At 70.1% G+C, this 21,080-nt stretch carries 17 protein-coding genes; 11 read left to right on the top strand and 6 right to left on the bottom strand.

What is annotated here, in order from left to right; translation table 11 throughout:
* Positions 1-33: 33 nt before the first annotated feature.
* A complete protein-coding gene (locus ACYVGQ_RS01790; RefSeq protein WP_460782786.1) occupies positions 34-1,011 on the bottom strand; it encodes a DUF559 domain-containing protein in 978 nt (325 codons plus the stop codon).
* A gap of 422 nt (positions 1,012-1,433) precedes the next feature.
* Here ACYVGQ_RS01790 and ACYVGQ_RS01785 point away from each other — a divergent pair, with 422 nt between their 5' ends.
* Entirely contained in the window at positions 1,434-1,880 is a 447-nt protein-coding gene (locus ACYVGQ_RS01785) for a hypothetical protein (protein WP_460782785.1), read from the top strand.
* A gap of 22 nt (positions 1,881-1,902) precedes the next feature.
* Here the strand turns inward: ACYVGQ_RS01785 and ACYVGQ_RS01780 are convergent, their stop codons facing one another.
* A complete protein-coding gene (locus ACYVGQ_RS01780; RefSeq protein WP_460782784.1) occupies positions 1,903-3,447 on the bottom strand; it encodes an enoyl-CoA hydratase/isomerase family protein in 1,545 nt (514 codons plus the stop codon).
* A gap of 8 nt (positions 3,448-3,455) precedes the next feature.
* Positions 3,456-4,664, bottom strand: coding sequence for an acetyl-CoA C-acetyltransferase (locus ACYVGQ_RS01775; RefSeq protein ID WP_460783910.1), 1,209 nt, complete (start codon positions 4,662-4,664; stop codon positions 3,456-3,458).
* A 184-nt stretch (positions 4,665-4,848) separates the two neighbouring features.
* On the opposite strand from ACYVGQ_RS01775, the gene ACYVGQ_RS01770 reads away from it, so the two are divergent.
* The 4 genes from ACYVGQ_RS01770 to ACYVGQ_RS01755 all read left to right on the top strand — a co-directional run bounded on the left by ACYVGQ_RS01770 (position 4,849) and on the right by ACYVGQ_RS01755 (position 9,604).
* A complete protein-coding gene (locus ACYVGQ_RS01770) occupies positions 4,849-6,372 on the top strand; it encodes a CoA-acylating methylmalonate-semialdehyde dehydrogenase (protein ID WP_460782783.1) in 1,524 nt (507 codons plus the stop codon).
* A 40-nt stretch (positions 6,373-6,412) separates the two neighbouring features.
* Positions 6,413-7,729, top strand: a complete 1,317-nt coding sequence (locus ACYVGQ_RS01765) for an acyl-CoA dehydrogenase family protein (RefSeq protein ID WP_460782782.1) — start codon at positions 6,413-6,415, stop codon at positions 7,727-7,729.
* The gene (gene mmsB / locus ACYVGQ_RS01760; RefSeq protein ID WP_460782781.1) at positions 7,726-8,607 is read left to right on the top strand and encodes a 3-hydroxyisobutyrate dehydrogenase; all 882 of its coding nucleotides are present in this window, start codon (positions 7,726-7,728) and stop codon (positions 8,605-8,607) included. The genes ACYVGQ_RS01765 and mmsB overlap by 4 nt, the downstream gene beginning before the upstream one ends.
* A 220-nt stretch (positions 8,608-8,827) precedes the next feature.
* Complete coding sequence (locus tag ACYVGQ_RS01755; RefSeq protein WP_460782780.1) at positions 8,828-9,604, top strand: enoyl-CoA hydratase; 777 nt, start codon at positions 8,828-8,830, stop codon at positions 9,602-9,604.
* Between the two features lie 76 nt (positions 9,605-9,680).
* Here ACYVGQ_RS01755 and ACYVGQ_RS01750 read toward each other — a convergent pair whose 3' ends face one another.
* On the bottom strand, positions 9,681-10,127 hold the full coding sequence (locus tag ACYVGQ_RS01750; RefSeq protein WP_460782778.1) for an SRPBCC family protein: 447 nt from the start codon (positions 10,125-10,127) through the stop codon (positions 9,681-9,683).
* Positions 10,127-10,663 (bottom strand): MarR family winged helix-turn-helix transcriptional regulator, encoded by a 537-nt coding sequence (locus ACYVGQ_RS01745; RefSeq protein WP_460782776.1) that lies wholly within the window; start codon positions 10,661-10,663, stop codon positions 10,127-10,129. Before ACYVGQ_RS01745 ends, ACYVGQ_RS01750 begins: the two co-directional genes overlap by 1 nt.
* Before the next feature lie 223 nt (positions 10,664-10,886).
* Here ACYVGQ_RS01745 and ACYVGQ_RS01740 point away from each other — a divergent pair, with 223 nt between their 5' ends.
* From ACYVGQ_RS01740 to ACYVGQ_RS01730, 3 genes are all read left to right on the top strand, one after another.
* Complete coding sequence (locus ACYVGQ_RS01740) at positions 10,887-11,663, top strand: electron transfer flavoprotein subunit beta/FixA family protein (RefSeq protein ID WP_460782775.1); 777 nt, start codon at positions 10,887-10,889, stop codon at positions 11,661-11,663.
* A 1-nt stretch (position 11,664) separates the two neighbouring features.
* On the top strand, positions 11,665-12,636 hold the full coding sequence (locus tag ACYVGQ_RS01735) for an electron transfer flavoprotein subunit alpha/FixB family protein (protein WP_460782774.1): 972 nt from the start codon (positions 11,665-11,667) through the stop codon (positions 12,634-12,636).
* Between the two features lie 751 nt (positions 12,637-13,387).
* The gene (locus ACYVGQ_RS01730) at positions 13,388-14,533 is read left to right on the top strand and encodes a cytochrome b/b6 domain-containing protein (RefSeq protein WP_460782773.1); all 1,146 of its coding nucleotides are present in this window, start codon (positions 13,388-13,390) and stop codon (positions 14,531-14,533) included.
* A gap of 101 nt (positions 14,534-14,634) precedes the next feature.
* Here ACYVGQ_RS01730 and ACYVGQ_RS01725 read toward each other — a convergent pair whose 3' ends face one another.
* The gene (locus ACYVGQ_RS01725) at positions 14,635-15,141 is read right to left on the bottom strand and encodes a GNAT family N-acetyltransferase (protein WP_460782772.1); all 507 of its coding nucleotides are present in this window, start codon (positions 15,139-15,141) and stop codon (positions 14,635-14,637) included.
* Between the two features lie 141 nt (positions 15,142-15,282).
* On the opposite strand from ACYVGQ_RS01725, the gene ACYVGQ_RS01720 reads away from it, so the two are divergent.
* The 3 genes from ACYVGQ_RS01720 to ACYVGQ_RS01710 all read left to right on the top strand — a co-directional run bounded on the left by ACYVGQ_RS01720 (position 15,283) and on the right by ACYVGQ_RS01710 (position 20,726).
* On the top strand, positions 15,283-15,843 hold the full coding sequence (locus ACYVGQ_RS01720) for a thioesterase family protein (RefSeq protein ID WP_460782770.1): 561 nt from the start codon (positions 15,283-15,285) through the stop codon (positions 15,841-15,843).
* A 99-nt stretch (positions 15,844-15,942) separates the two neighbouring features.
* A complete protein-coding gene (locus ACYVGQ_RS01715; RefSeq protein ID WP_460782769.1) occupies positions 15,943-17,025 on the top strand; it encodes a DUF4190 domain-containing protein in 1,083 nt (360 codons plus the stop codon).
* Positions 17,026-17,099: 74 nt separating this feature from the next.
* Positions 17,100-20,726 (top strand): proline dehydrogenase family protein, encoded by a 3,627-nt coding sequence (locus ACYVGQ_RS01710; protein WP_460782768.1) that lies wholly within the window; start codon positions 17,100-17,102, stop codon positions 20,724-20,726.
* Positions 20,727-21,080: the final 354 nt, after the last annotated feature.

The raw sequence follows: 21,080 nt of genomic DNA, 5'->3' as shown, positions 1-21,080 counted from the left end.
GGTCCCCAGAAGCAGCCAGATGCGCGATTCGATTCACAGCCCGAGCGCTGCCGACACCCGTGCGACGAGCTCGTCGGGGCGTCTCAGCAGCGGAGCTGTCACCTCGATCACCGTCCAGCCGGCGGCCCGGAGCGCGGCGATCCTCTCGACGTCCGCCGCCCAGCGCTCGCCGTGCAGCATCCCGTGGTACTCGACGATCACCCGACGGTCGGGATAGGCCATGTCGACGCATCCCAGGAATCGGCCGTGGTCGTCGAAGACGTCCACGTTGAGCTCCGGTTCGGGCAGGCCGGCGGAGACCAGGACGAGTCTCACTGCGGTCTCCCGCGGTGACCAGGAGTCCTCGCGGATGGCGCTCAGCGCGGTCCGCAATCGGGCGGCCCCGCGCCGGCGCCCTGTCTCCAGCAGGGCTCGGAGCTCGTCGACCGTCGTGAGCGGCGGCCGACCGATGTCCCGTCGTCCATAGCCGGACCGCCAGCGACGGCAGAAGAAATCGCCCAGCACGATGAGGTCGGTCAGCGGCAGCGCGCCCAGCGACACCCAGGTTGCGGCCGGGGAGGTGACGCGCAGTCCGTCGTGCTCGGTCGTCGCGGTCATGCTCAGGAGGGTGCGGTGACCGAGGACTCCCGCCGCACGGGGGAAGGGGATGTGCCCGATGGCGCACACATGCAGGTCAAGCTGCGAAGCGTCCGCGATGGCACCTTCCGGTGTGAAGGCGAGCGGGAGAGGAGCTCCCCAGATCGACGCGGCGGTCTCATGACTGAAGACGTGACCGGTGTGGAGGATCGGCGCGTACTCACGGGCCCTCGCGACTCTGGACAGGCGCTGCTGCTCGTAGGGATCGTCGCTGGTGGGGATGGGATCGGCCTGTGCTCTCTGCCGCAGGCCGTGGAACGGCCTCGACAGATCCCGGCCGCGCAGGCGCATGCGTCCGACACCGTGCAGCCGCGCGAGGCGCACGGCGAATCCTTCGTCTCCCAGGTCCGCGGGCAGCTCTTCTCTTCTTCCCATCGGCACAGGTTGGCAGATTCCGCTCGTGCTGAGAGCGACTTGTCCACAGCCCAGGCGCTGAGATCGCGCATTTGGTTGCATCCGGCCGCCGGATGCAACCAAATGCGCGATTCGAAACGAGAAGACCCCCGCCGACCCGATTCGGCGGGGGTCTCGCGGTGTGGGAACCGCGATCGGAGCCTGAGCGGCTCACGGGGCGCGGAAACTTCTGACTACCCGATCCGGTCTGAGTTCTTCCGCGCAAGAGCAGTTGTAACCCGCGAAGGTGACCGGATGGTGAACGGCGGGAGAATCTCGCGGGGGGATATCCGGATGCCGGACGGAGAGACTCCCCCTGCACAGGCTCGGCGGTGCGAGCCACTTGTGCACAGCCCGCGGAATTCCGCGGGAGCGACTTCGCGGACAGGGGCATCATCGGGGGCATGACAGATACGACCCCCGCCCTGAAAGACCGTGTTCTCGATCGCGACGACGACCTGCGCGACGTGCTGGAGCTGCTGCTGGAACGTGCGAACAGGCGACAGCTCTGGTTCCTGTTCATCGACGAGCGCGGATGCCTCGGCCAGCCCCTCATGCCGATGGCCGATTTCCCGGAGGACCCGGACGAGGTCCTCGACGTCGAGGGCCTCGGCGAAGCCCGTCATGCTCGCGTGCTCGTGCACCGTGCCGAGCTGCTCCGGGAGGCGACGGGCAATCAGGCCATCGTGCTCGCCTGGGAGCGCCTCGGCTCCAGCGCGGTGAGCGCGGAGGACCGCAAGTGGGCGCGAGCGGTCATGGAGGAGTCCGGCATGCTCGCCGTCCCTGTGCGCGCGCAGTTCATCGTGCACAACCGCGGCGTGCGTCAGCTGCACCCCGATGACTTCCTCTGAGCTGACGCTGTCGCGCTCCCGCTCACCGATACTCCTCGCCGCTCGCGGCTCGGGCGATGAGCGCGGGCGACGGCTGGAATCGCTCCCCGTAGGCGGCGGTCAGCTCCTGGGCACGTGCCGTGAAACCCGCCAGGCCGCCCGTGTACTGGTTCGCATACTGGAGCGCTCCGCCGGTCCACGGAGGGAAGCCGATGCCGCGGATCGAGTCGAGGTTCGCCTCGGCGACCGAGGAGGGCGTGCCGCTCTCCCGGCGTCTGATCGCCGCGAGCGCATCCGCGAACAGCATCCGCTCCTGCAGCTGGATCAGCGGCAGCACCGTTCGCCCGGAGCCGAACCTCTCGCGCAGGCCGGGCCAGATCCTGATCCTCTCGCCGTCCTCGTATTCGTAGAAGCCGCCGCCCGCGGCGCGGCCGTGACGCCCGGCCGAGGCGATCATCCAGCGGACGACCGCCTCGGCCGGATGCCCGGTGGCGCCCAGCGCCGACAGGCCGCGGTCGTCGAGCAGTCTCAGGGCGCTCGTCGCGAAGCCCGCCTGCAGGGCGGCCTGCTCGACGGACGCCGGTTCGACGCCTTCGCCCACGGCGGTGATCGCCTCGGCGACGTATGCCCCGATCGCGGGTTCAACGGCGCGCGCGGCCGTATGGCCCAGCTCTTGGGGATCGAAGAAGAACGCCTTGATCATGTTCTTCGCCACCTGCGTGTGGGTCAGACTCACGAAGTACCGCGTCTCCACGGTGGAGGCCGAGTCGAAGTCGAGGTATGCGCCCTCGACGGCGGCGGCCAGCGCGGCGCGGGGAGCGGGCATCGGGGCGCCTCTGAGCTGCTTGCGCAGCAGGGCGGGCAGCATCGGAAGCATCCCGGCGATCGCGGGGGACGAGGGCGAGCCGCCCGGCAGGCGGAATCCCTTCTCATCCCAGGGTTTGACCGGATGCGGGTTCGCAGCGATCCAGGCGCGTGCGGCGGCATCGAGCTCGGCGAAGGGCACGATCTCGTCGATGATTCCCACAGCCAGCGCATCGGCGGCGTCGAAGCGCCTCGCCGGCAGGATGACCTCCTGCAGCGCCTTCTGGAGCCCCAGCATCCGCACGGTCCGGGTGACGCCTCCGCCTCCGGGCAGCAGTCCCAGCGACACCTCCGGCAGCCCGAAACGGGCGTCCACCGCATCGCCGGCGGCGATGCGGTGGTGGGCGGTGAGGGCGATCTCGAGCCCTCCGCCCAGAGCCGTGCCGTTGAGGGTCGCGACCACGGGTCTCCCGAGCCGTTCCAGGCGGCGCAGCACGGACTTGCCGTGCTCGATGTGGGCGGTCTCGGCTGCAGCCTTCGCGGGATCGGCCGCTCGCAGCAGGGCGAGGTCGCCGCCGGCGAACCAGCTCCTCTTCGCGGAGGTCAGGATCACTCCCGCGATCTCCTCGCGCTCGGCCTCGAGACGGTCGATCGTGGCCTCGAACGCGTGCTCGAAGTGCGCGTTCATGGTGTTGACGGCAGAGGTCGGATCGTCCATCGTCACCGTGACGACGCCGTCGGCGTCCTTCGTCCAGGCGTATCCCGTGTACTCCGTCGCGCTCATGGTCCCCCTCACACCCGTTCGATAATGGTCGCGATGCCCATGCCGCCGCCGACGCACAGCGTCGCGAGGCCGCGCCTGAGCTCTCGGCGCTCCAGCTCGTCGAGCAGAGTCCCGAGGATCATCGCGCCGGTGGCGCCGAGCGGATGCCCGAGCGCGATCGCACCGCCGTTGACGTTGACCTTGTCATCCGGGATGCCGAGATCCCGCTGCCACTTCAGCACCACGGCGGCGAACGCCTCGTTCAGCTCGAACAGGTCGATATCGGCCACACCCAGACCGGCGCGATCGAGGGCCTTCCTGGTCGCCGGGGCGGGGCCGGTGAGCATGATGGTCGGCTCGGATCCCACCACGGCCGTGGAGACGATGCGCGCACGCGGCGTGAGACCGGCGGTCGCCCCCGCAGCGGCCGAGCCGATCATCAGCAGGGCTGCGCCGTCGACGATGCCGGAGGAGTTGCCAGGACCGTGCACATGCGCGATGCGCTCGACCCTGTGGTACTTCTGCAGCGCGACGGCGTCGAATCCGCTCTCCTCCCCGATCGTGGCGAAGCTGGCCGGCAGCAGGCCGAGGGATTCCACTGTCGATCCCGGCCGGCGGTGCTCGTCGGTGTCGAGCACGAGCACCCCGTTGAGGTCGTGCACCGGCACGATCGACCGGGCGAACCGGCCCTCTCGCCACGCGGTGTCGGCACGCTGCTGGGAGCGGGCAGCGAAGGCGTCCACGTCCTGCCGGCTGAAGCCCTCGAGCGTGGCGATGAGGTCGGCGCCGATGCCCTGCGGCACGAAGTAGCTGTCGTATGCCGTGGTCGGATCCTGTGCGTATGCACCGCCATCAGAGCCGATCGGCACCCGGGACATCGACTCGACGCCGCCGGCGAGTACCAGCTCCTCGAAGCCCGAGGCGACCTTCTGCGCCGCGAGGTTCACCGCTTCCAGTCCCGAGGCGCAGAACCGGTTGATCTGCACGCCGGGAACGCTCTCCGGAAGGCCGGAGACGAGGGCCGCGACTCTGGCGATGTCGCCGCCCTGCTCGCCGACCGGCGAGACGACGCCGAGCACGAGATCGTCGATCCTCCTCGCGTCGACGCCGGGATTGCGCTCGAGGAGGGCGTCGATCACCGTGACGACGAGATCCACGGGCTTGATCCCGTGCAGGGCTCCGCCTTTGTTCCGCCCGCGCGGCGTGCGCACGGCGTCGAAGATGTATGCGTCCGTCATCGTGTGCTCCTGTCTGCGGCCGGCATCCATGCCGTGCCAGACGATCCCTCCATCATCGCCGTCGCGCAGTCCGAAGTGGGAGTGATTCACTCATCGACTCCAGATACTAGGATGACCTAGTAAATATCAGGAGAGCAAAGTAGACTGCTTTTGTGCCAATGAAGACACGAAGGAGCACGACATAATGACCCGTATCGTCCCTCATTTCGTAGGCGGATCGCTCCTGATGCCGCGCGGCGGCCGTTTCGGTGACGTCTTCGACCCCAGCACCGGCTCTGTGCAGGCGCAGGTGCCGCTGGCATCTGCGGACGAGGTCCGTGACGTGGTCGCGAACGCGCAGGCAGCCCAGCCCGAGTGGGCGGCGACCAACCCTCAGAAGCGCGCACGCGTGCTGCTGCGCTTCCTCGAGCTCGCGCAGCGCGAGACGACCCCGCTCGCCGAGCTCCTCGCGAGCGAGCACGGCAAGACCGTCGATGATGCGAGGGGGGACGTCCAGCGCGGTCTCGAAGTCATCGAGTTCGCCGCAGGCGCACCGCACCTGCTGAAGGGCGAGTACTCCACCGGCGCCGGCGCCGGCGCCGACGTGTACTCGATGCGTCAGCCCCTCGGCGTCGTCGCCGCCATCACCCCCTTCAACTTCCCCGCCATGATCCCGCTGTGGAAGGCGGGTCCCGCGCTCGCGGCGGGGAACGCCGTCGTCCTCAAGCCCAGCGAGCGCGACCCCTCCGTACCCGTGCGCATCGCAGAGCTCTTCCTCGAGGCGGGACTGCCCGCCGGCATCCTCAACGTCGTGCACGGCGACGAGGAGGCCGTTGACGCCCTGCTCTCCGACGAGCGGATCAAGGCCGTCGGATTCGTCGGATCGACGCCGGTCGCCGAGCACGTCTACGCCACGGCGGCCGCCAACGGCATGCGCGCGCAGTGCTTCGGCGGGGCGAAGAACCACATGATCGTCATGCCGGATGCCGATCTCGATCAGGCCGTCGATGCGCTTGTCGGCGCCGGCTACGGATCCGCCGGAGAGCGCTGCATGGCGATCTCGGTCGCCGTCCCCGTCGGAGAGGCGACCGCGGATGCGCTGGCGGCGAAGCTCACCGAGCGCGTGGCGCGACTGAGGGTCGGCCCGTCCCGCGCATCCGATGCGGACTACGGCCCGCTCATCACCCGGGCTGCTGTGGAGCGCGTCGAGAGGCGCATCCAGCAGGGCGTCGACGAGGGGGCGACGCTGCTCGCCGACGGGCGCGGGTTCACCGTGGACGGCTACGAGGGCGGATTTTACCTCGGTCCCACCCTCTTCGATCATGTCACCGTCGAGATGGCGATCTATCGGGAGGAGGTCTTCGGCCCGGTGCTCGTGATCGTGCGGGCGACGGACTACGAGGAGGCGCTCCGGATGGCCTCCGATCACGAGTACGGCAACGGCGTCGCGATCTTCACCCGCGACGGGGACGTCGCCAGGGACTTCGCCGCCCGCGTCGAGGTCGGCATGGTCGGCGTGAACGTGCCGATCCCCGTGCCCCTGGCGTACTACACGTTCGGCGGTTGGAAGAGATCGGGCTTCGGCGACCTCAACCAGCACGGCGCCGACGCCTTCCGCTTCTACACCAGGACCAAGACCGTGACGAGCCGATGGCCCTCGAGCGGGCTGCGCAACGCCTCGGCGCCGGCCGACGCGGGCGCCAGCTTCGTCATCCCCACCATGCATTGATCACCGCCCCCGACCGATACGAATGCAGGAGCAGAGAGATATGACCCTGACCACCACGACCGCCGAGGAGCGATCCGCGATCCTCTCGGCGGTGCGCGAGTTCGCCGAGACGGAGCTCGCCCCGTACTCCGCTGAACGGGACGAGATGCACCTGTTCCCCCGGGAGTCGCTGCGCCGCGCCGGCGCCCTGGGCCTCGGCGGCATCTCCGTGCGCGAGGAGTTCGGCGGCACGGGGCTCAGCCGCGAGGACACCGTGGCCATCTTCGAGGAGCTCGCCAAGGGCGATCCGGCCGTCGCCGCCTACATCTCCATTCACAACATGGTCACGGGGATGATCGACGCCTACGGCGACCCCGCCCAGCGTGCGGAGTGGATGCCGCGGCTCACCGCCATGGACGATCTCGGCAGCTACTGCCTGACTGAACCCGGTGCGGGATCGGATGCCGCGAACATCTCGACGAGCGCCGTGCGCGACGGCGGGGACTACGTGCTGACGGGCGTGAAGCAGTTCATCTCCGGCGCGGGCGAGGCCGCGGTGTACATCGTGATGGCGCGCACGGGTGCGCCGGGCGCACGCGGCATCAGCGCCTTCCTCGTTCCCGGCGAGGCCGCCGGCCTGAGCTTCGGGGCGCCGGAGAAGAAGATGGGCTGGCACGCGCAGCCCACGAGGCAGGTGGTCCTCGATGGCGTGCGCGTGCCGGCGTCAGCGCTGCTCGGCGCGGAGGGGCAGGGCTTCGCGATCGCGATGTCCGCGCTCAACGGCGGCCGGCTGAACATCGCTGCGTGCTCCCTCGGCGGCGCGCAGTGGGCGCTCGACCGTGCCGTGCGATATGTGCACGAACGGGAGGCCTTCGGCGAGCCGCTCGCCGAGAAGCAGTCGATCCTGTTCGCCGTCGCCGACATGCGCACCGAGCTCCAGGCCGCGCGGCTCATGGTGCGCGACGGCGCGCAGGCGGTGGACGAGCGCGCACCGGATGCCACGATGCGCTGCGCGATGGCCAAGCGCTTCGCGACGGATGCCGGATTCGACGTCGCCAACCGGGCGCTGCAGCTGCACGGCGGATACGGGTATCTGCAGGACTACGGCATCGAGAAGGTCGTACGCGATCTCCGCGTGCATCAGATCCTGGAGGGCACGAACGAGATCATGCGTCTCATCGTCGGCAGGGAGATGCTGCGTCCCGCGGGGTCCGCGTCGATGCGGAGCGCAGCGGGCGCGCAAGCGCGGGGCGCGGTGGACGAGCATCCGCGGAACGTCGTGGACGAGCATCCGCGGAATATCGTGGGCGAGCATCCGCGGAATATCGTGGGCGAGCATCCGCGGAACGTCGTGGACGAGCGGAGGGCGGCGTCATGACCGTGGTGGCGTTCCTCGGACTCGGCCACATGGGCATGCCGATGGCGGGCAATCTCGTGAAGGCCGGTCACGAGGTGCGCTGCTTCGACGTGGTCCCGGCGGCTCGCGAGGCCGCCGCGGCGGCAGGCATCCCTCTCGCGGGAAGCGGGGCGGATGCGGTGGCCGACGCGGAGGTCGTCATCACGATGTTCCCGACCGGAGCGCACGTGCTGGCGGCCTACCGTGCGGAGCTCCTGGCCTCCGCGCGGTCGGGCGCCCTGTTCATCGAGTCGTCGACGATCGCGGTCGACGAGGCTCGCGCGGCGCATGCGCTGGCGCTCGCCGCGGGACATCGCAGCATCGATGCCCCGGTGTCCGGAGGCGTGGTCGGGGCGGAGAGTGCGTCGCTCGCGTTCATGGTCGGCGGATCCGACGAGGACTTCGCCGCGGCCCTCCCGCTGCTGGAGGTCATGGGAAGGCGCATCGTGCACTGCGGAGGGCCGGGGCTCGGACAGGCCGCGAAGGTCTGCAACAACATGATCCTCGCGGCGTCGCAGATCGCCGTCGCCGAGGCGTTCGTGCTCGGCGAGCGCCTCGGACTCGAGCACCAGGCCCTGTTCGACGTCGTATCGCAGGCGTCGGGGCAGTGCTGGTCGATCACGACGAACTGCCCCGTGCCGGGACCGGTGCCGACGAGTCCGGCGAACCGCGACTATCGGCCGGGCTTTGCGGGCGCCCTGATGGCGAAGGACCTGGGCCTCGCGGTGCAGGCGATGGAGCAGACGGCGACGGATGCGCGGATGGGGCGCCTCGCCCAGCAGATCTATGCGGCCTTCGCCGCCGGCGATGGCGCAGGGCGCGATTTCTCCGGCATCATCACCGACATCCGGGAGCGGTAGGCGGTCACGACGCCTCGATCCGCTCCGCTCGGTCGACGAGCGGAGCGGGAGCGCCCGGGTGCGACGAGGTCGGCCGCACTCGCGCCACTGCCCGTCGAGCGAGGGCGCGGTCGCGCCTTCTGCCCGTCGAGCGAGCAGGCTGCAGGCGGCCGGGGCGAAAACGGCGCCCGACGAGCGCACAAGGGGCAGACTGGAGGCATTCCCGACGGAGAGGACAGGCATGACCGAGTACGAGACCATCCTCGTCGAGCAGCGCGGACGCGTCGGATGGATCACCCTGAACCGGCCTCAGGCGATGAACGCCCTGAACGCGCAGGTGTCGGAGGAGGTCACGGCGGCGGCCGCCGCCTTCGACGAGGACGAGGGCATCGGCGCGATCGTCGTCACCGGCTCCGAGAACGCGTTCGCGGCAGGGGCGGACATCAAGGAGATGGAGTCGATGACGGCATCCGAGATGCTCGCCACCGACCACTTCAGCGCGTGGAACCGCTTCGCCGCCGTCCGGACGCCTGTGATCGCGGCGGTGAGCGGCTTCGCCCTCGGCGGGGGATGCGAGCTGGCGATGATGTGCGACATCATCCTGGCGGCCGACACCGCGAGGTTCGGGCAGCCCGAGATCAATCTCGGGGTCATCCCGGGCATGGGCGGCACGCAGCGGCTCCTCCGAGCGGTGGGGTACTACAAGGCGGCGGAGCTGATCCTCAGCGGTCGGATGATGGGTGCCGAGGAGGCGGAGCGGGCCGGGCTCGTGTCGCGCGTCGTGCCGGCATCCGAGCTCCTGGCCGAGGCCTCGGCTCTCGCTGAGAGGATCGCGGCGAAGAGCCTGCCCAGCGTCCATGCGGCCAAAGCAGCGCTGGACGCCGCCATGGAGACCACGCTCGCCGAGGGGCTCGCGCACGAGAAGCAGGCCTTCGCCGCCCTGTTCGACACCGCCGACCAGAAGGAGGGCATGGCCGCCTTCCGCGAGAAGCGCGCGCCGGAGTTCCGGAACCGCTGAGCGGCCCCGTTCGAATCGCGCAGATGGTCGCATTTCCTGTTCCGATGGGACCATTTGCGCGACTCGAACCGAGAGGTTACTCGACCTCGGCGGCCAGCACGATGTTGCGGGTCGCGATGAGGCGTTGCATGTAGCGAGCCAGGAACACGCGGTCGACGAGGGCGCCGAGGCGGCCGAAGGGCGAGCGGAACGTCACGGTGTCGCGCATCAGGGTGCCGTCCGGATGCTGCTCGAAGACGTGCTCGTGCAGGAAGGAGGCGAAGGGTCCTGCGATCTGCCGATCGCGGAAGCCGTGCGGGGGATCGAGATCGAAGACCACCGATCGGAGCCGGAACGGGATGCCGAAGTGCCAGGCGCGCCAGGTCACCGTCGATCCCTCTGCGAAGACGCCGCCCTCCGGGCTCTCGACCATCGTCTCGCCGTGCCGCGCCATCGACCGGACGTGCAGTCCGGGGTCGAGGGATGCCGCATACGTCCGCTCCGGCGACGCGCGGATCACCCGCTCGAGCACGAAACGCGCCATCAGAGCGGATCCGGCTGCGGCCGAGGGTCGGTGAAGTCGCCGGCGTCCTTGCGGAGCCGCGCGACGATCGCGACGAGATCCGCGGTGTCCGCGGCGTCGAGACCCGGGGCGGAGAAGACCCCTTCGTTCAGCGCCGCTGTGGTCTGGTCCGCCAGGGCGCGGCCGGCGTCCGTCAGCGCGAGCAGGGCGGCGCGGCCATCGTGCGGATGCGGTTCGCGCACGACGAGCCCGTCGCGGACCAGGCGCTCCGCGGTGCTCGTGAGCGTCGTCGCGTGCACCTGGAGACGCGAGACGACGCTCGACAGGGGCAGCCGTCCGCCGCGGCTGAAGGCGAGCAGCCGGAGGACCTCGTAGCGGGCGAAGGAGAGGCCGAACGGCTTGAGTGCGCCCTCCACCTTCGCGAGGAGGAGCTGCTGCGCCCGCATGACCGAGATGACGAGCGTCATGCCGTCCGCGGCATCCGTCCACCCGTGCGCGATCCACTGCCGCTTCGCCTCGGCGAGCGGATCGATCGGCAGGGGTCGATGAGCCGGCACGGTTCTACGGTAGCGGCGGGGCCGGTCGGACGGGGACGGCGCGCGACGCCCCGCCCCGGCCGTCTCGTCCGCGTCGGCGTCGCGAGGACGTCCAGCTCGGCGGAAGAGGCTGACAATGTATACAAAAGCCGGGCCAGAGTCGTCCGTGAACGCTGTCGCACCTCCACTGTGGCTACATTGACGGTGATGCGGATAAGCTCGAAACTGGCGTGAGGAGCAGTCGATGAAGATCTTCGTCCTGGTGAAAGAGGTTCCGGACACCTACGGCGATCGGAAGCTGGATCCGGAGACCGGCCTGGCCGATCGCGGAGCCGGTGATGTGGTCCTGGACGAGATCACGGAACGCGCCCTCGAGGTCGCGCTCTCCTACGCGGACAAGAACGACGGCACCGAGGTCGTCGCTCTTGCGATGGCTCCGGAGGGAGCGACCGCGTCCGTCCGCCGCGCTCTGGCGATCGGCGCGGAGTCCGCCGTCCACATCGTGGACGAGCAGCTCGCCGGGGCCGATCTGGGCCTCACCGCCGAGGCGCTGGCCGCGGCCATCCGCCGGGCCTCGCCCGATCTCGTCATCACCGGGAACCTCTCCACCGACGGCTCGGCCGGGGTGATCCCCGCGATGCTCGCCGAACATCTCGGCTACGCCCAGGCCACCGCCCTGAGCGCCGTCGAGATCACGGCCGACGGCGTCTCCGGCGTTCGTGCGGCGGATGCCGGAGCGCAGGCCGTCTCGGCGCCGCTGCCCGCGGTCATCTCGATCACTGAAGCGCTGCCGGACGCGAGGTTCCCGAACTTCAAAGGCATCATGGCCGCCAAGCGGAAGCCCCTCGAGGTGCTCTCGCTCGCCGACCTCGGCGTCTCGGCCGACCCCGGCGCCGCGCCGCAGACCATCATGACCGCCGTCGCGGCGAAGCCGCCGCGCGCCGCGGGCGTCAAGATCGTCGATGAGGGGGATGCCGGCACGCAGCTGGCGGAGTACCTCGTGCAGAACAGGCTGGTGTGACATGGCGTACCCGGAGAACCCCGTCCTCGTCCTCGTGGACGTCACGCCGGAGGGAGAGGCGGCCAGCAGCACGGCCGCGCTCATCGGGGCGGCGTCGACGATCGGCGCGCCGATCGCGCTCGTCCCCGGCGGTTCTCAGATCGCGGTCGACGCGGCGGCCGCTGCCGGCGCATCGGTCGTCCTGACCGCGCCGGCCGACGACGCGATGCTCGTCGTGCCGGTCGTCGATGCGCTGCAGGCGGCATACGCCCAGGTGCGGCCGGACGCCGTGCTGGTGTCGAACTCGATCATCGGCCGGGACGTCGCAGGCCGGCTCGCCGTGCGGATCAGGGCCGCGCTGTCCGTCGACGCGATCGGCGTCTCGCGAGACGAGGAGGGAGTCGTCGCGCATCACTCGGTGTACGGCGGCGCCTATCTCGTCGACTCCGCGCCCACCTTCGGCACGCCGATCATCACCGTCCGGCAGGGCGCGGTGGAAGTGCGGGCCGAAGCCGTCGCCGCTCCGGTCGTCGAGGAGCTGGCGGTGACGCCATCCGGGGCTCCCGCGGCGACGGCCGGCCCGGTCGAGATCGTCGAGCAGGCGTCCTCGCGCCCTGAGCTTCGCGGAGCCGCCAAGGTCGTCTCCGGCGGACGCGGCCTCGGATCGAAGGAGCAGTTCGCCCTCGTGGAGAAGCTCGCGGATGCCCTCGGCGCAGCGATCGGCGCCTCCCGAGCGGCGGTGGATGCCGGTTACATCCCCTATGCGCATCAGGTCGGCCAGACCGGCGTCTCTGTGTCGCCGCAGCTGTATGTCGCGCTCGGCATCTCCGGCGCGATCCAGCACCGTGCAGGCATGCAGACGGCGAAGACGATCGTCGCGATCAACAAGGACGGCGAGGCGCCGATCTTCGACATCGCGGACTTCGGCATCGTCGGCGATCTGTTCACGGTGGTCCCGCAGGTGATCGAGGCCCTCGAAGCTCGGAAGAAGTAGTCGGATGCTGCGTCGTGGTCTTCCGCGTGTGGCGGGTGGGGAGGCGTGGCCACCGGCGTCGGCCGTCCTTGCGGGTGACTCCGTTTCGACTCGGTCGCCTGCGTCGTCCTCGCTCAACGAGCGGGGGGAAGGGGCGGCGCCGACCTCTGCGCCGGCGGCGCCGACCCCGGTCGCAGCATCCACCCCGGTCGTTGAGGGATCAGCATCCACCCCGGTCGCAGCACCGATCCCGGTCGTTGAGCGAGCGGAGCGAGTCGAAACGGGGTTCGCCGTGGGCTCGGGTGTGCGTCGTGGTCTGCCGCGTGTGGTGGGTGGGGAGGCGTGGCCGCCGGCGTCCACTGTTGTGGTCAGGAGCTCCGTTTCGACTCGGTCGGCTGCGCCGTCCTCGCTCAACGAGCGGGGGGAAGGGGCGGCTCCGACCGCTGCGGCGGAGGGGTTCTCCCCGGTCGTTGAGGGCGCGGGACTCACTCCGGTCGTTGAGGGTGCGGCTCCCACTCCGGTCGTTGAGCGAGCGGAGCGAGTCGAAACGGGGTTCCCCGCGGGCTCCGGTGTTCGTCGTGGTCTTCCGCGTGTGGTGGGTGGTGAGGCGTGGCCGCCGGCGTCCACTGTCGTGGTCAGGAGCTCCGTTTCGACTCGGTCGGCTGTGTCGTCCTCGCTCAACGAGCGGAGGGAAGGGGCTGTGTCGTCCTCGCCCAACGAGCGGGGGGAAAGTGCTGCGCCGTCCTCGCCCAACGAGCGGGGGGAAAGTGCTGTGTCGTCCTCGCTCAACGAGCGGGAGGAGGAGGCTGCGCCGTCCTCACTCGCCGAGCAGGAAGAGGGGGCGGGATCCGTCCCGGTCGCGTCTTCCCCGGTCCTCGAGCGAGCGGAGCGAGTCGAGACGGGATCCTCCGCAGGCTCCGCCGCGACCGTCGCCGTTCCGAGCGGACCGCTGCCCTCCGCCCGCACGGTCTGGCACGGCACGGCGCCGCGCCGGATCGCCGCCCCGGCGGAGCAGAGGCGGAAGCGCCCCACCGGCCTGCAGACGGTCGCCGGCCTGTTCGGACTCGCGGGCCTGGGCATCCTGGCCGTGGCGGCGGTCGCGCTCGTGCGCACGATCATGCCCACCCCGTTCGTCCAGGACTTCCTCGCGGCGTTCCCCGGGCAGTACGAGCTGCCAGAGGGGACGAAGCCCGGCATCCCCGGCTGGGTCGGCTGGCAGCACTTCTTCAACATGTTCCTCATGGTGCTGATCATCCGCACCGGACTCACCGTGCGCCGGGAGAAGCGTCCGACCGCGTTCTGGACGTCCCGGCGCAATCGCAAGCACAAGATCAGCCTCACCCTCTGGCTGCATCAGGCCCTCGATGTGCTCTGGCTCGTCAACGGCGCGGTCTTCGTCGTGCTCCTGTTCAGCACAGGGCACTGGGTGCGCGTCGTCCCGACGAGCTGGGAGGTGTTCCCCAACGCCCTCTCGGCCGCGCTGCAGTACGTCTCCCTGGACTGGCCCACCGACGAGAACGGCTGGTCGAACTACAACAGCCTCCAGCAGCTCGCCTACTTCACGACCATCTTCATCGCCGCTCCCCTGGCCACGATCACCGGGGTGCGGATGTCCGGCTTCTGGCCCAAGGGCGCCGCGAGGCTGAACAGGCTGTATCCGGTCGAGTGGGCGCGTGCCGTGCACTTCCCCGTGATGCTGTACTTCGTGGTGTTCATCGTCGTGCACGTGATCCTCGTGATGGCGACGGGCGCGCTGCGCAACCTCAACCACATGTACGCCGGTCAGGACCTCGTGAGCTGGACCGGATTCTGGGTGTTCCTCGCCTCGCTCGCCGTGGTCGGTGCGGCGTGGCTGGCCGTCCGCCCTCTGATCATCGCCCCGATGGCGAAGATCTTCGGGAACGTCTCCGGGCGCTGACCATCACCGAGACCCCTCCACGACAGTGGGACCTCGTCGCAGCGACGGTGATGCGACGAGGTCGCTCTGGGAGGGGTCTCGGCGTCTTGAAGTCGGACGACTCAGCGGACGAAGCGGACCTCGGTCAGCGTCTCGCCGAGGAACGGCTCGGTGTGCGCCGCGCCGTCGAGGGCGAAGCCGTTGCGCGTGTAGAAGCGGTGCGCGCGCGGGTTGTCCTCGGCGACCCACAGGTACAGCGGCTCGTCCTTCTCGACGGCGGCGTCGAAGAGGCGCTGCCCGATGCCGGTGCCGTGCCAGGCGTCGAGCAGGTAGATGAAGTACAGCTCGCGGAGCGAAGGAGCATCCCGGTCGCGGGCGGGGCCGGAGCCCACGAAGCCGACGATCTCTCCGTCGACGAGGGCGGCGCTCATCCGGAACTCGGGGCCCTGAGCCGCCCAGTGCGTCCACAGCTCCGCCATGCGGCGAGGGGAGATCTTCTCGAGAGCGGCCTTGCTGATCAGGTGGTCGTAGGTCTCGTGCCAGCACTGCGCGTGCACACGACCCAGAGCCTCCGCGTCCACATCACGGACCGGACGGACAATGACTTCTGGCTGGGCTTCGGCGCTCATGCCGTGACTCTACGCGTGGGCATCCGGAACCGGAAATCTACCTCGTGTAGAAGGACGGGACATCGAAGGCGTGCGCTGATGCTTGTCGTCTTCGCACAAAGGAATTCGCGGATCGTGCGTCCTTGGATACCGTTTCTCCTCGTGAACGTGATCTGGCGAACCCTCCTGGTCATGCGCCGCGCGCGCCGCCTCCTGCGCAGGGAGGGACCGCTCGATCCGGCAGCCGTCGGCCGCATCCGGCTGACGACGCTGCCCACCGACATCGACGTCCTCGGCCACATGAACAACGGCCGCTACCTGTCGCTCTTCGACCTCGGGCGATGGGATCTGTTGGTGCGCACAGGCATGCTCGAGGCGATGAGGCGCAACGGCTGGTACGCGGTCGTCGCCAGCGAGACGGTGACCTTCCGCAAGTCGCTGCAGCTGTGGCAGCGCTTCGACGTCGAGTCCCGGCTGCTCGGCCACGACGACAAGGCGATCTACCTGGAGCACCGCGCGGTCGTCCGCGGCGAGATCTACACCCGTGTCATCGTGCGGGCCAGGATGCTGAAGCGCTCCGGCGGCACGCTCTCCCACGAGGAGCTCTTCGCCGCCGTCGGGCGCCCGGAGGGCGTTCCGGACGTCGAGCCGTGGATGCACGAATGGGCGACGGCGTCCGCGCTGCCGTCGACGAGGGACGCGGCGCCCAGCACCTGGGCGTGACCCGCGCGCATCCGGTGGAGCCTCCTTCGCGCACGGATTAGGCTCTGAGCATACGGTCGCGGGGGAGAAGCGACGACCGGACGACACGGAGGAACGCACATGTCCGATGGCAACGGCGACGGCACGCCGCAGAACCCGAATCCCGGCGATCTCTACGGCGCGACGGGGCACGGGCAGCCGGGCGGCTTCCCCGACCCGAGCCTGGCGGCGGCCTATCCCTCCTCTCCCGTGCCCGGCGAGCAGCAGGCGGTCGCCCATGCGCAGCAGTACGCGGGCTACGGCGCGCCATCGGCGTTCGCCGGCCCGCCCACCCCCTCCACCGGAGCCGGCGGGCTCGCGATCGCCGCGCTCATCGTCGGGATCGCGGCGTTCCTCACCTCCCTCATCCCGGTGCTCGGGCTCGTGCTCGCCGTGGCGGGCATCGTCGTCGGCATTCTCGCCGTCCGTCGCGCTCGCGGCCGCGGGCTGTCGATCACGGGGCTGGTGCTCTCGGGGATCGCCCTGCTCACGGGCATCGTCGTCGCGGTCTTCTGGTTCCTCGTCCTCCCCTTCGCGGCGCAGAGCACGGCCGAGCAGATCGAGCAGTGGAGCGACGAGATCGAGTCCAGCGCTCCGGTCGACGAGGACGCCGGCGACGCGGCCTTCGACGAGACGGAGTTCTCGGTCGTCTCCGGTCAGCTGATCGAGACCCCGTGCTGGTCGTACGACGGCCCGCAGCACTTCACGGACAACATCTCCGCCGACGCCGTCGCCGCGTGCAACGGCAAGCTCGAGCTGTGGGGCGAGTCGGACGCCGAGGGCAACGTGACCCCGACCGGCGTCGGGGCGATCTTCGGGCAGATCGGCGTCGAGCCGATCCGGGTGAGCACCGCGGAGGGCTACGCCCCCGGCACCGACCCGGTCGCCGTGGTCGACGCCCTGGAGGAGTCGTACTTCGCGCCGCAGGGCGAGATCGAGAGCCTGCACGAGGAGGCGACCCTCGGCGGTGTGCCGGCGGACGTCACCCGCATCGACAGCGACGCGGAGCTCACCGAGACCAAGGCGTTCATCACCGCCTACGCTCCCGCCCCTTACGACGTGGAGGGCGAGCAGGTGCAGCTGTTCATCATCTCGATCGTCACCCCCTACGAGAACGGCGACGAGCTCATCCAGCAGGTGCTCGACACCTGGCAATGGCGGTGATCCCCGAGCAGCAGTACGCCGCGCCCTCGTTGCGCCTCAACGGATCCGGGGCGAGGCATACCTAGGCTGAGGGCATGCCCGAGCAGGTCACGACGCCGACGAACCCGATCGCCGATCGAGCGATCGAGCGGGTGCGGCGCTGGGTCGCCGAGGCCGCGATCGTCGAGGTCGATCCCGCTGCCCAGCGGCTCGCCGACCTGCTGCGCGATGAGAACGGTCTGCCGTTCGCCCTGGGCTTCGTCGACGGGGTGATGCGCCCGGAGAGTCTCACGGCCGCCGCCTCCCGCCTGCAGCGCATCGCACCGCTGGTGCCGGACTTCCTCCCGTGGTACCTCCGCGGGGCCGTCCGCCTCGGAGGGGGCATCGCGCCCGCTCTCCCCGCCCCCACCGTGCCGATCGCGCGGCGCGTGCTGCGCGAGATGGTGGGCCACCTCGTCGTCGACGCGCGACCGGCGAGGCTGGGGGCCGAGATCGCCCGCATCCGCGACACCGGCGCGAAGATCAACCTGAACCTGCTGGGCGAGGCGGTGCTGGGCGAGGCCGAGGCGAAGCGGAGACTCGACGGCATCCATGAACTGATCCGGCGATCCGATGTCGACGACGTGTCGGTGAAGGTCTCCTCGATCATCAGCCATCCGGACCCCTGGTCCTTCGACGAGGTCGTCGATGCCGTGGTCGAGCGCCTGCTCCCGCTGTACGTCACCGCGGCCGGCGACGCGACCTTCATCAATCTCGACATGGAGGAGTATCGCGACCTGGACCTCACGATCGCGGTGTTCACGCGCATCCTGGAGGATCCGAGGCTCGCGGGACTCGAAGCCGGCATCGTCCTGCAGGCGTACCTGCCGGATGCGCTCGCCGCGCTGCGTGAGCTCACGGCCTGGGCGACCGAGCGCGTGCAGCACGGCGGCGCGAGGATCAAGGTGCGCATCGTCAAGGGCGCGAACCTCGCGATGGAGCGGGTGGACGCCGTGATGCACGGATGGCCCGCGGCGACCTATGCGACCAAGCTCGACACGGATGCGAACCATCTGAGGCTGCTCGACGAGGCACTGCGCCCCGAGCGCGTCGCCGCCGTCCGGATCGGCGTCGCGGGGCACAACCTGTTCGACATCGCCTACGCCTGGCTGCTCGCGGAGGATCGGCAGGTGACGGAGGGCGTCGAGTTCGAGATGCTGCTCGGCATGGCCGAGGCGCAGATGCGGCGGGTGTCCGAGGACGTCGGTCCGATCCGGCTGTACGTGCCGGTCGTCGAGCCCGGGGAGTTCGACGTCGCGATCGGCTACCTCGCCCGCCGTCTCGAGGAGAACGCGTCGCCGGCGAACTTCCTTTCCGCCGCATTCCACCTCGCCGAGGACGAGCGCCTCTTCCACCGCGAGCAGGATCGCTTCCTCGACGCCCTGGACCGCGCGGGGGAACGGGACCCTGACGCCTTCCCGCTGCGCACTCAGGACCGTCGGGCCCCGGTGCACGAGTCCGTTCGCCCTGCGGTGACCGTGCCTGCGGCGGACACGGATCTGACGAGCATCGTGCTGGGGATCTCGCGAGGTTCGGAGGACGAGCCGTTCGTCGAGACCGCCGTGTACTCCCGCCTGGAATCCGAGCCGGAGAGCGGCGGAGCCCCCGGCTTCGAGAACACGCCGGACACCGATCTGTCCCTGCCGGCGAACAGGGCGTGGGCGCATGACATCCGCTCCGGGATCGCGACGTCGTCGCTCGGGGTCGAGGAGGCGCGCGCTGCACGGATCACGGATGCCGACGGGGTGGAGAGCGTCGTCGCGCGCGTCCGCGCCGCGGCGCCGGGGTGGGGATCGCGCCCCGCCGCGGAGCGCGCCGACATCCTGCTGCGCGTCGCCGTCGCGCTGGAGTCGCGTCGCGCGGAGCTCATCGAGGTCGCCGCGGCGGAGACCGGCAAGGTGCTCGCCGAGGGCGACGTCGAGGTCAGCGAGGCGGTCGACTTCGCGCGCTACTACAGCGCGAAGGCGCGAGAGCTGGATGCGGTCGGCGGAGCCGCGTTCGTCCCCTCCCGCGTCACGGTCGTCGCTCCCCCGTGGAACTTCCCGCTCGCGATCCCGACGGGAGGTGCGCTGGCCGCGCTCGCCGCAGGGTCGGGCGTCATCCTGAAGCCTGCTCCGCAGGCGAGGCGCACGGCGGCCGTCATCGCGGAGACGCTGTGGCAGGCGGGGATCCCCCGAGACGTGCTGTCCCTCGTCGGCCTGGACGAGGGCGAGCTCGGACGTGCGCTCATCGCGCACCCCGATGTCGACAGGGTGATCCTCACCGGATCCTGGGACACCGCTGCCCTGTTCCGCTCCTGGCGCCCCGATCTGCCCCTGCAGGCCGAGACGAGCGGGAAGAACGCGATCGTCGTCACGTCGTCCGCCGATCTCGACCAGGCCGTCGCGGACCTGGTCCGCAGCGCGTTCTCACATGCAGGGCAGAAGTGCTCGGCCGCCTCCCTGGCGATCCTCGTCGGTCCGGTCGGACGATCGAAGCGCTTCGCGAGGCAGCTCGTCGATGCGACCAGGTCGCTCAGGGTCGGATGGCCCTCTGATCCTCGCGTCGACGTCGGGCCGCTGATCGAGCGGCCGCAGGGAAAGCTCGCCTGGGCCCTCGGCGAGCTGGACGCGGACGAGGAATGGCTCGTCGAGCCCGCGGCGGTCGAGGGCGATGAGACGGGCCGGCTGTGGACCCCCGGCATCCGCGTCGGCGTCCTGCCCGGATCCCGGTTCCATACCGAGGAGTTCTTCGGTCCCGTGCTCGGCGTCATGCACGCGCCGACCCTCGCGCGAGCGATCGAGCTGCAGAACGGCGTCCCGTACGGCCTCACCGCCGGTCTGCACACGCAGGATCCGGATGAGCTCGCGTACTGGCTCGACAGGGTCGAGGCGGGCAACCTGTATGTGAACCGCGGCATCACCGGCGCGATCGTCCAGCGGCAGCCGTTCGGCGGCTGGAAGCGATCCTCGGTCGGAACGGGGACGAAGGCGGGCGGTCCGAATCATCTCATCGGCCTGGGGACGTGGCGCGCGAGCGGCGGGGGACCGATGTCGAGCACTCTGCATCTGCGCGGTCTCGACTCGCGGATCACCGACCTCATCGAGTCCGCGCAGCCCTCGCTCGACTACGAGCGGTTCGAGTGGCTCCGCCGCGCGGCCCTCTCGGACGCGATCGCCTGGGATCGCGAGTTCGGCCAGGTGCGGGACGTGTCTCGTCTCGAGGTGGAGCGGAACCTGTTCCGGTATCGGCCGGTCCCGGTGTCGATCCGCGCGACCGATGACGCCGGCGTGCACGAGATGCTGCGCGTCGTCGTCGCCGCTCTCCGCGCCGGATCGGACCTGTTCCTGAGCACGGCCGCCGGTCTGCCGGCGGATGTTCGTCGGACGCTGGGCGAGCTCGGGGTGCCGGTGGCGGTGGAGAGCGATGACGAATGGCTCGAGCGGTTCAGTCCCGCCGAGGATGCTCTCGATGCGCCGGCCAGGCCGTCGCGTGTCCGTCTCGTCGGATCACGCGATGCGGTCGGATCCGCGCACCGCGCCCTCGCTGAGGCTCTGGGCGGCGATCCGGACGTCGCGATCCACGACGGCGAGGTGACCTCGGCGGGCCGTATCGAGCTGCTGCCCTTCGTGCACGAGCAGTCCATCTCGATCACCGCGCATCGTTTCGGTCATCCGGATCCCTGGAGCGCCTCCGTCATCTGACCCCGCCGGATCGGGCGCCGAGCGGAGCCCCTCGCGTTCGTCCGGCTTGCGGAGCCCCCTTCCGTTCGTTGAGCGAGCGGAGCGAGTCGAAACGGGTCTTGTGACGGGCTGCGTTTCGACTTGGTCGGCTGCGCCGTCCGCGCTCAACGAACGGGAGGGAGGGCTCGGTGGTGCGGGTGGTTTTCCTTTCGTTCGTTGAGCGAGCGGAGCGAGTCGAAACGGGTCTTTGTGACGGGCTGCGTTTCGACTTGGTCGGCTGCGCCGTCCGCGCTCAACGAACGGGAGGGAGGGCTCGGTGGTGCGGGTGGTTTTCCTTTCGTTCGTTGAGCGAGCGGAGCGAGTCGAAACGGGTCT

The organism is Microbacterium tumbae (genome assembly GCF_054780175.1).
Note: the sequence above shows the minus strand (reverse complement) of the source record. Positions and strands in the feature narration are given on the sequence as shown.

Coding starts and splice junctions, on each gene's coding strand:
- ACYVGQ_RS01775 (WP_460783910.1), bottom strand. CDS start 4,664: ATGACGGACGCATACATCTTCGACGCCGTGCGCACGCCGCGCGGGCGG.
- mmsB (WP_460782781.1), top strand. CDS start 7,726: ATGACCGTGGTGGCGTTCCTCGGACTCGGCCACATGGGCATGCCGATG.
- ACYVGQ_RS01790 (WP_460782786.1), bottom strand. CDS start 1,011: ATGGGAAGAAGAGAAGAGCTGCCCGCGGACCTGGGAGACGAAGGATTC.
- ACYVGQ_RS01755 (WP_460782780.1), top strand. CDS start 8,828: ATGACCGAGTACGAGACCATCCTCGTCGAGCAGCGCGGACGCGTCGGA.
- ACYVGQ_RS01715 (WP_460782769.1), top strand. CDS start 15,943: ATGTCCGATGGCAACGGCGACGGCACGCCGCAGAACCCGAATCCCGGC.
- ACYVGQ_RS01780 (WP_460782784.1), bottom strand. CDS start 3,447: ATGAGCGCGACGGAGTACACGGGATACGCCTGGACGAAGGACGCCGAC.
- ACYVGQ_RS01740 (WP_460782775.1), top strand. CDS start 10,887: ATGAAGATCTTCGTCCTGGTGAAAGAGGTTCCGGACACCTACGGCGAT.
- ACYVGQ_RS01765 (WP_460782782.1), top strand. CDS start 6,413: ATGACCCTGACCACCACGACCGCCGAGGAGCGATCCGCGATCCTCTCG.
- ACYVGQ_RS01710 (WP_460782768.1), top strand. CDS start 17,100: ATGCCCGAGCAGGTCACGACGCCGACGAACCCGATCGCCGATCGAGCG.
- ACYVGQ_RS01785 (WP_460782785.1), top strand. CDS start 1,434: ATGACAGATACGACCCCCGCCCTGAAAGACCGTGTTCTCGATCGCGAC.
- ACYVGQ_RS01770 (WP_460782783.1), top strand. CDS start 4,849: ATGACCCGTATCGTCCCTCATTTCGTAGGCGGATCGCTCCTGATGCCG.
- ACYVGQ_RS01725 (WP_460782772.1), bottom strand. CDS start 15,141: ATGAGCGCCGAAGCCCAGCCAGAAGTCATTGTCCGTCCGGTCCGTGAT.
- ACYVGQ_RS01735 (WP_460782774.1), top strand. CDS start 11,665: ATGGCGTACCCGGAGAACCCCGTCCTCGTCCTCGTGGACGTCACGCCG.
- ACYVGQ_RS01750 (WP_460782778.1), bottom strand. CDS start 10,127: ATGGCGCGTTTCGTGCTCGAGCGGGTGATCCGCGCGTCGCCGGAGCGG.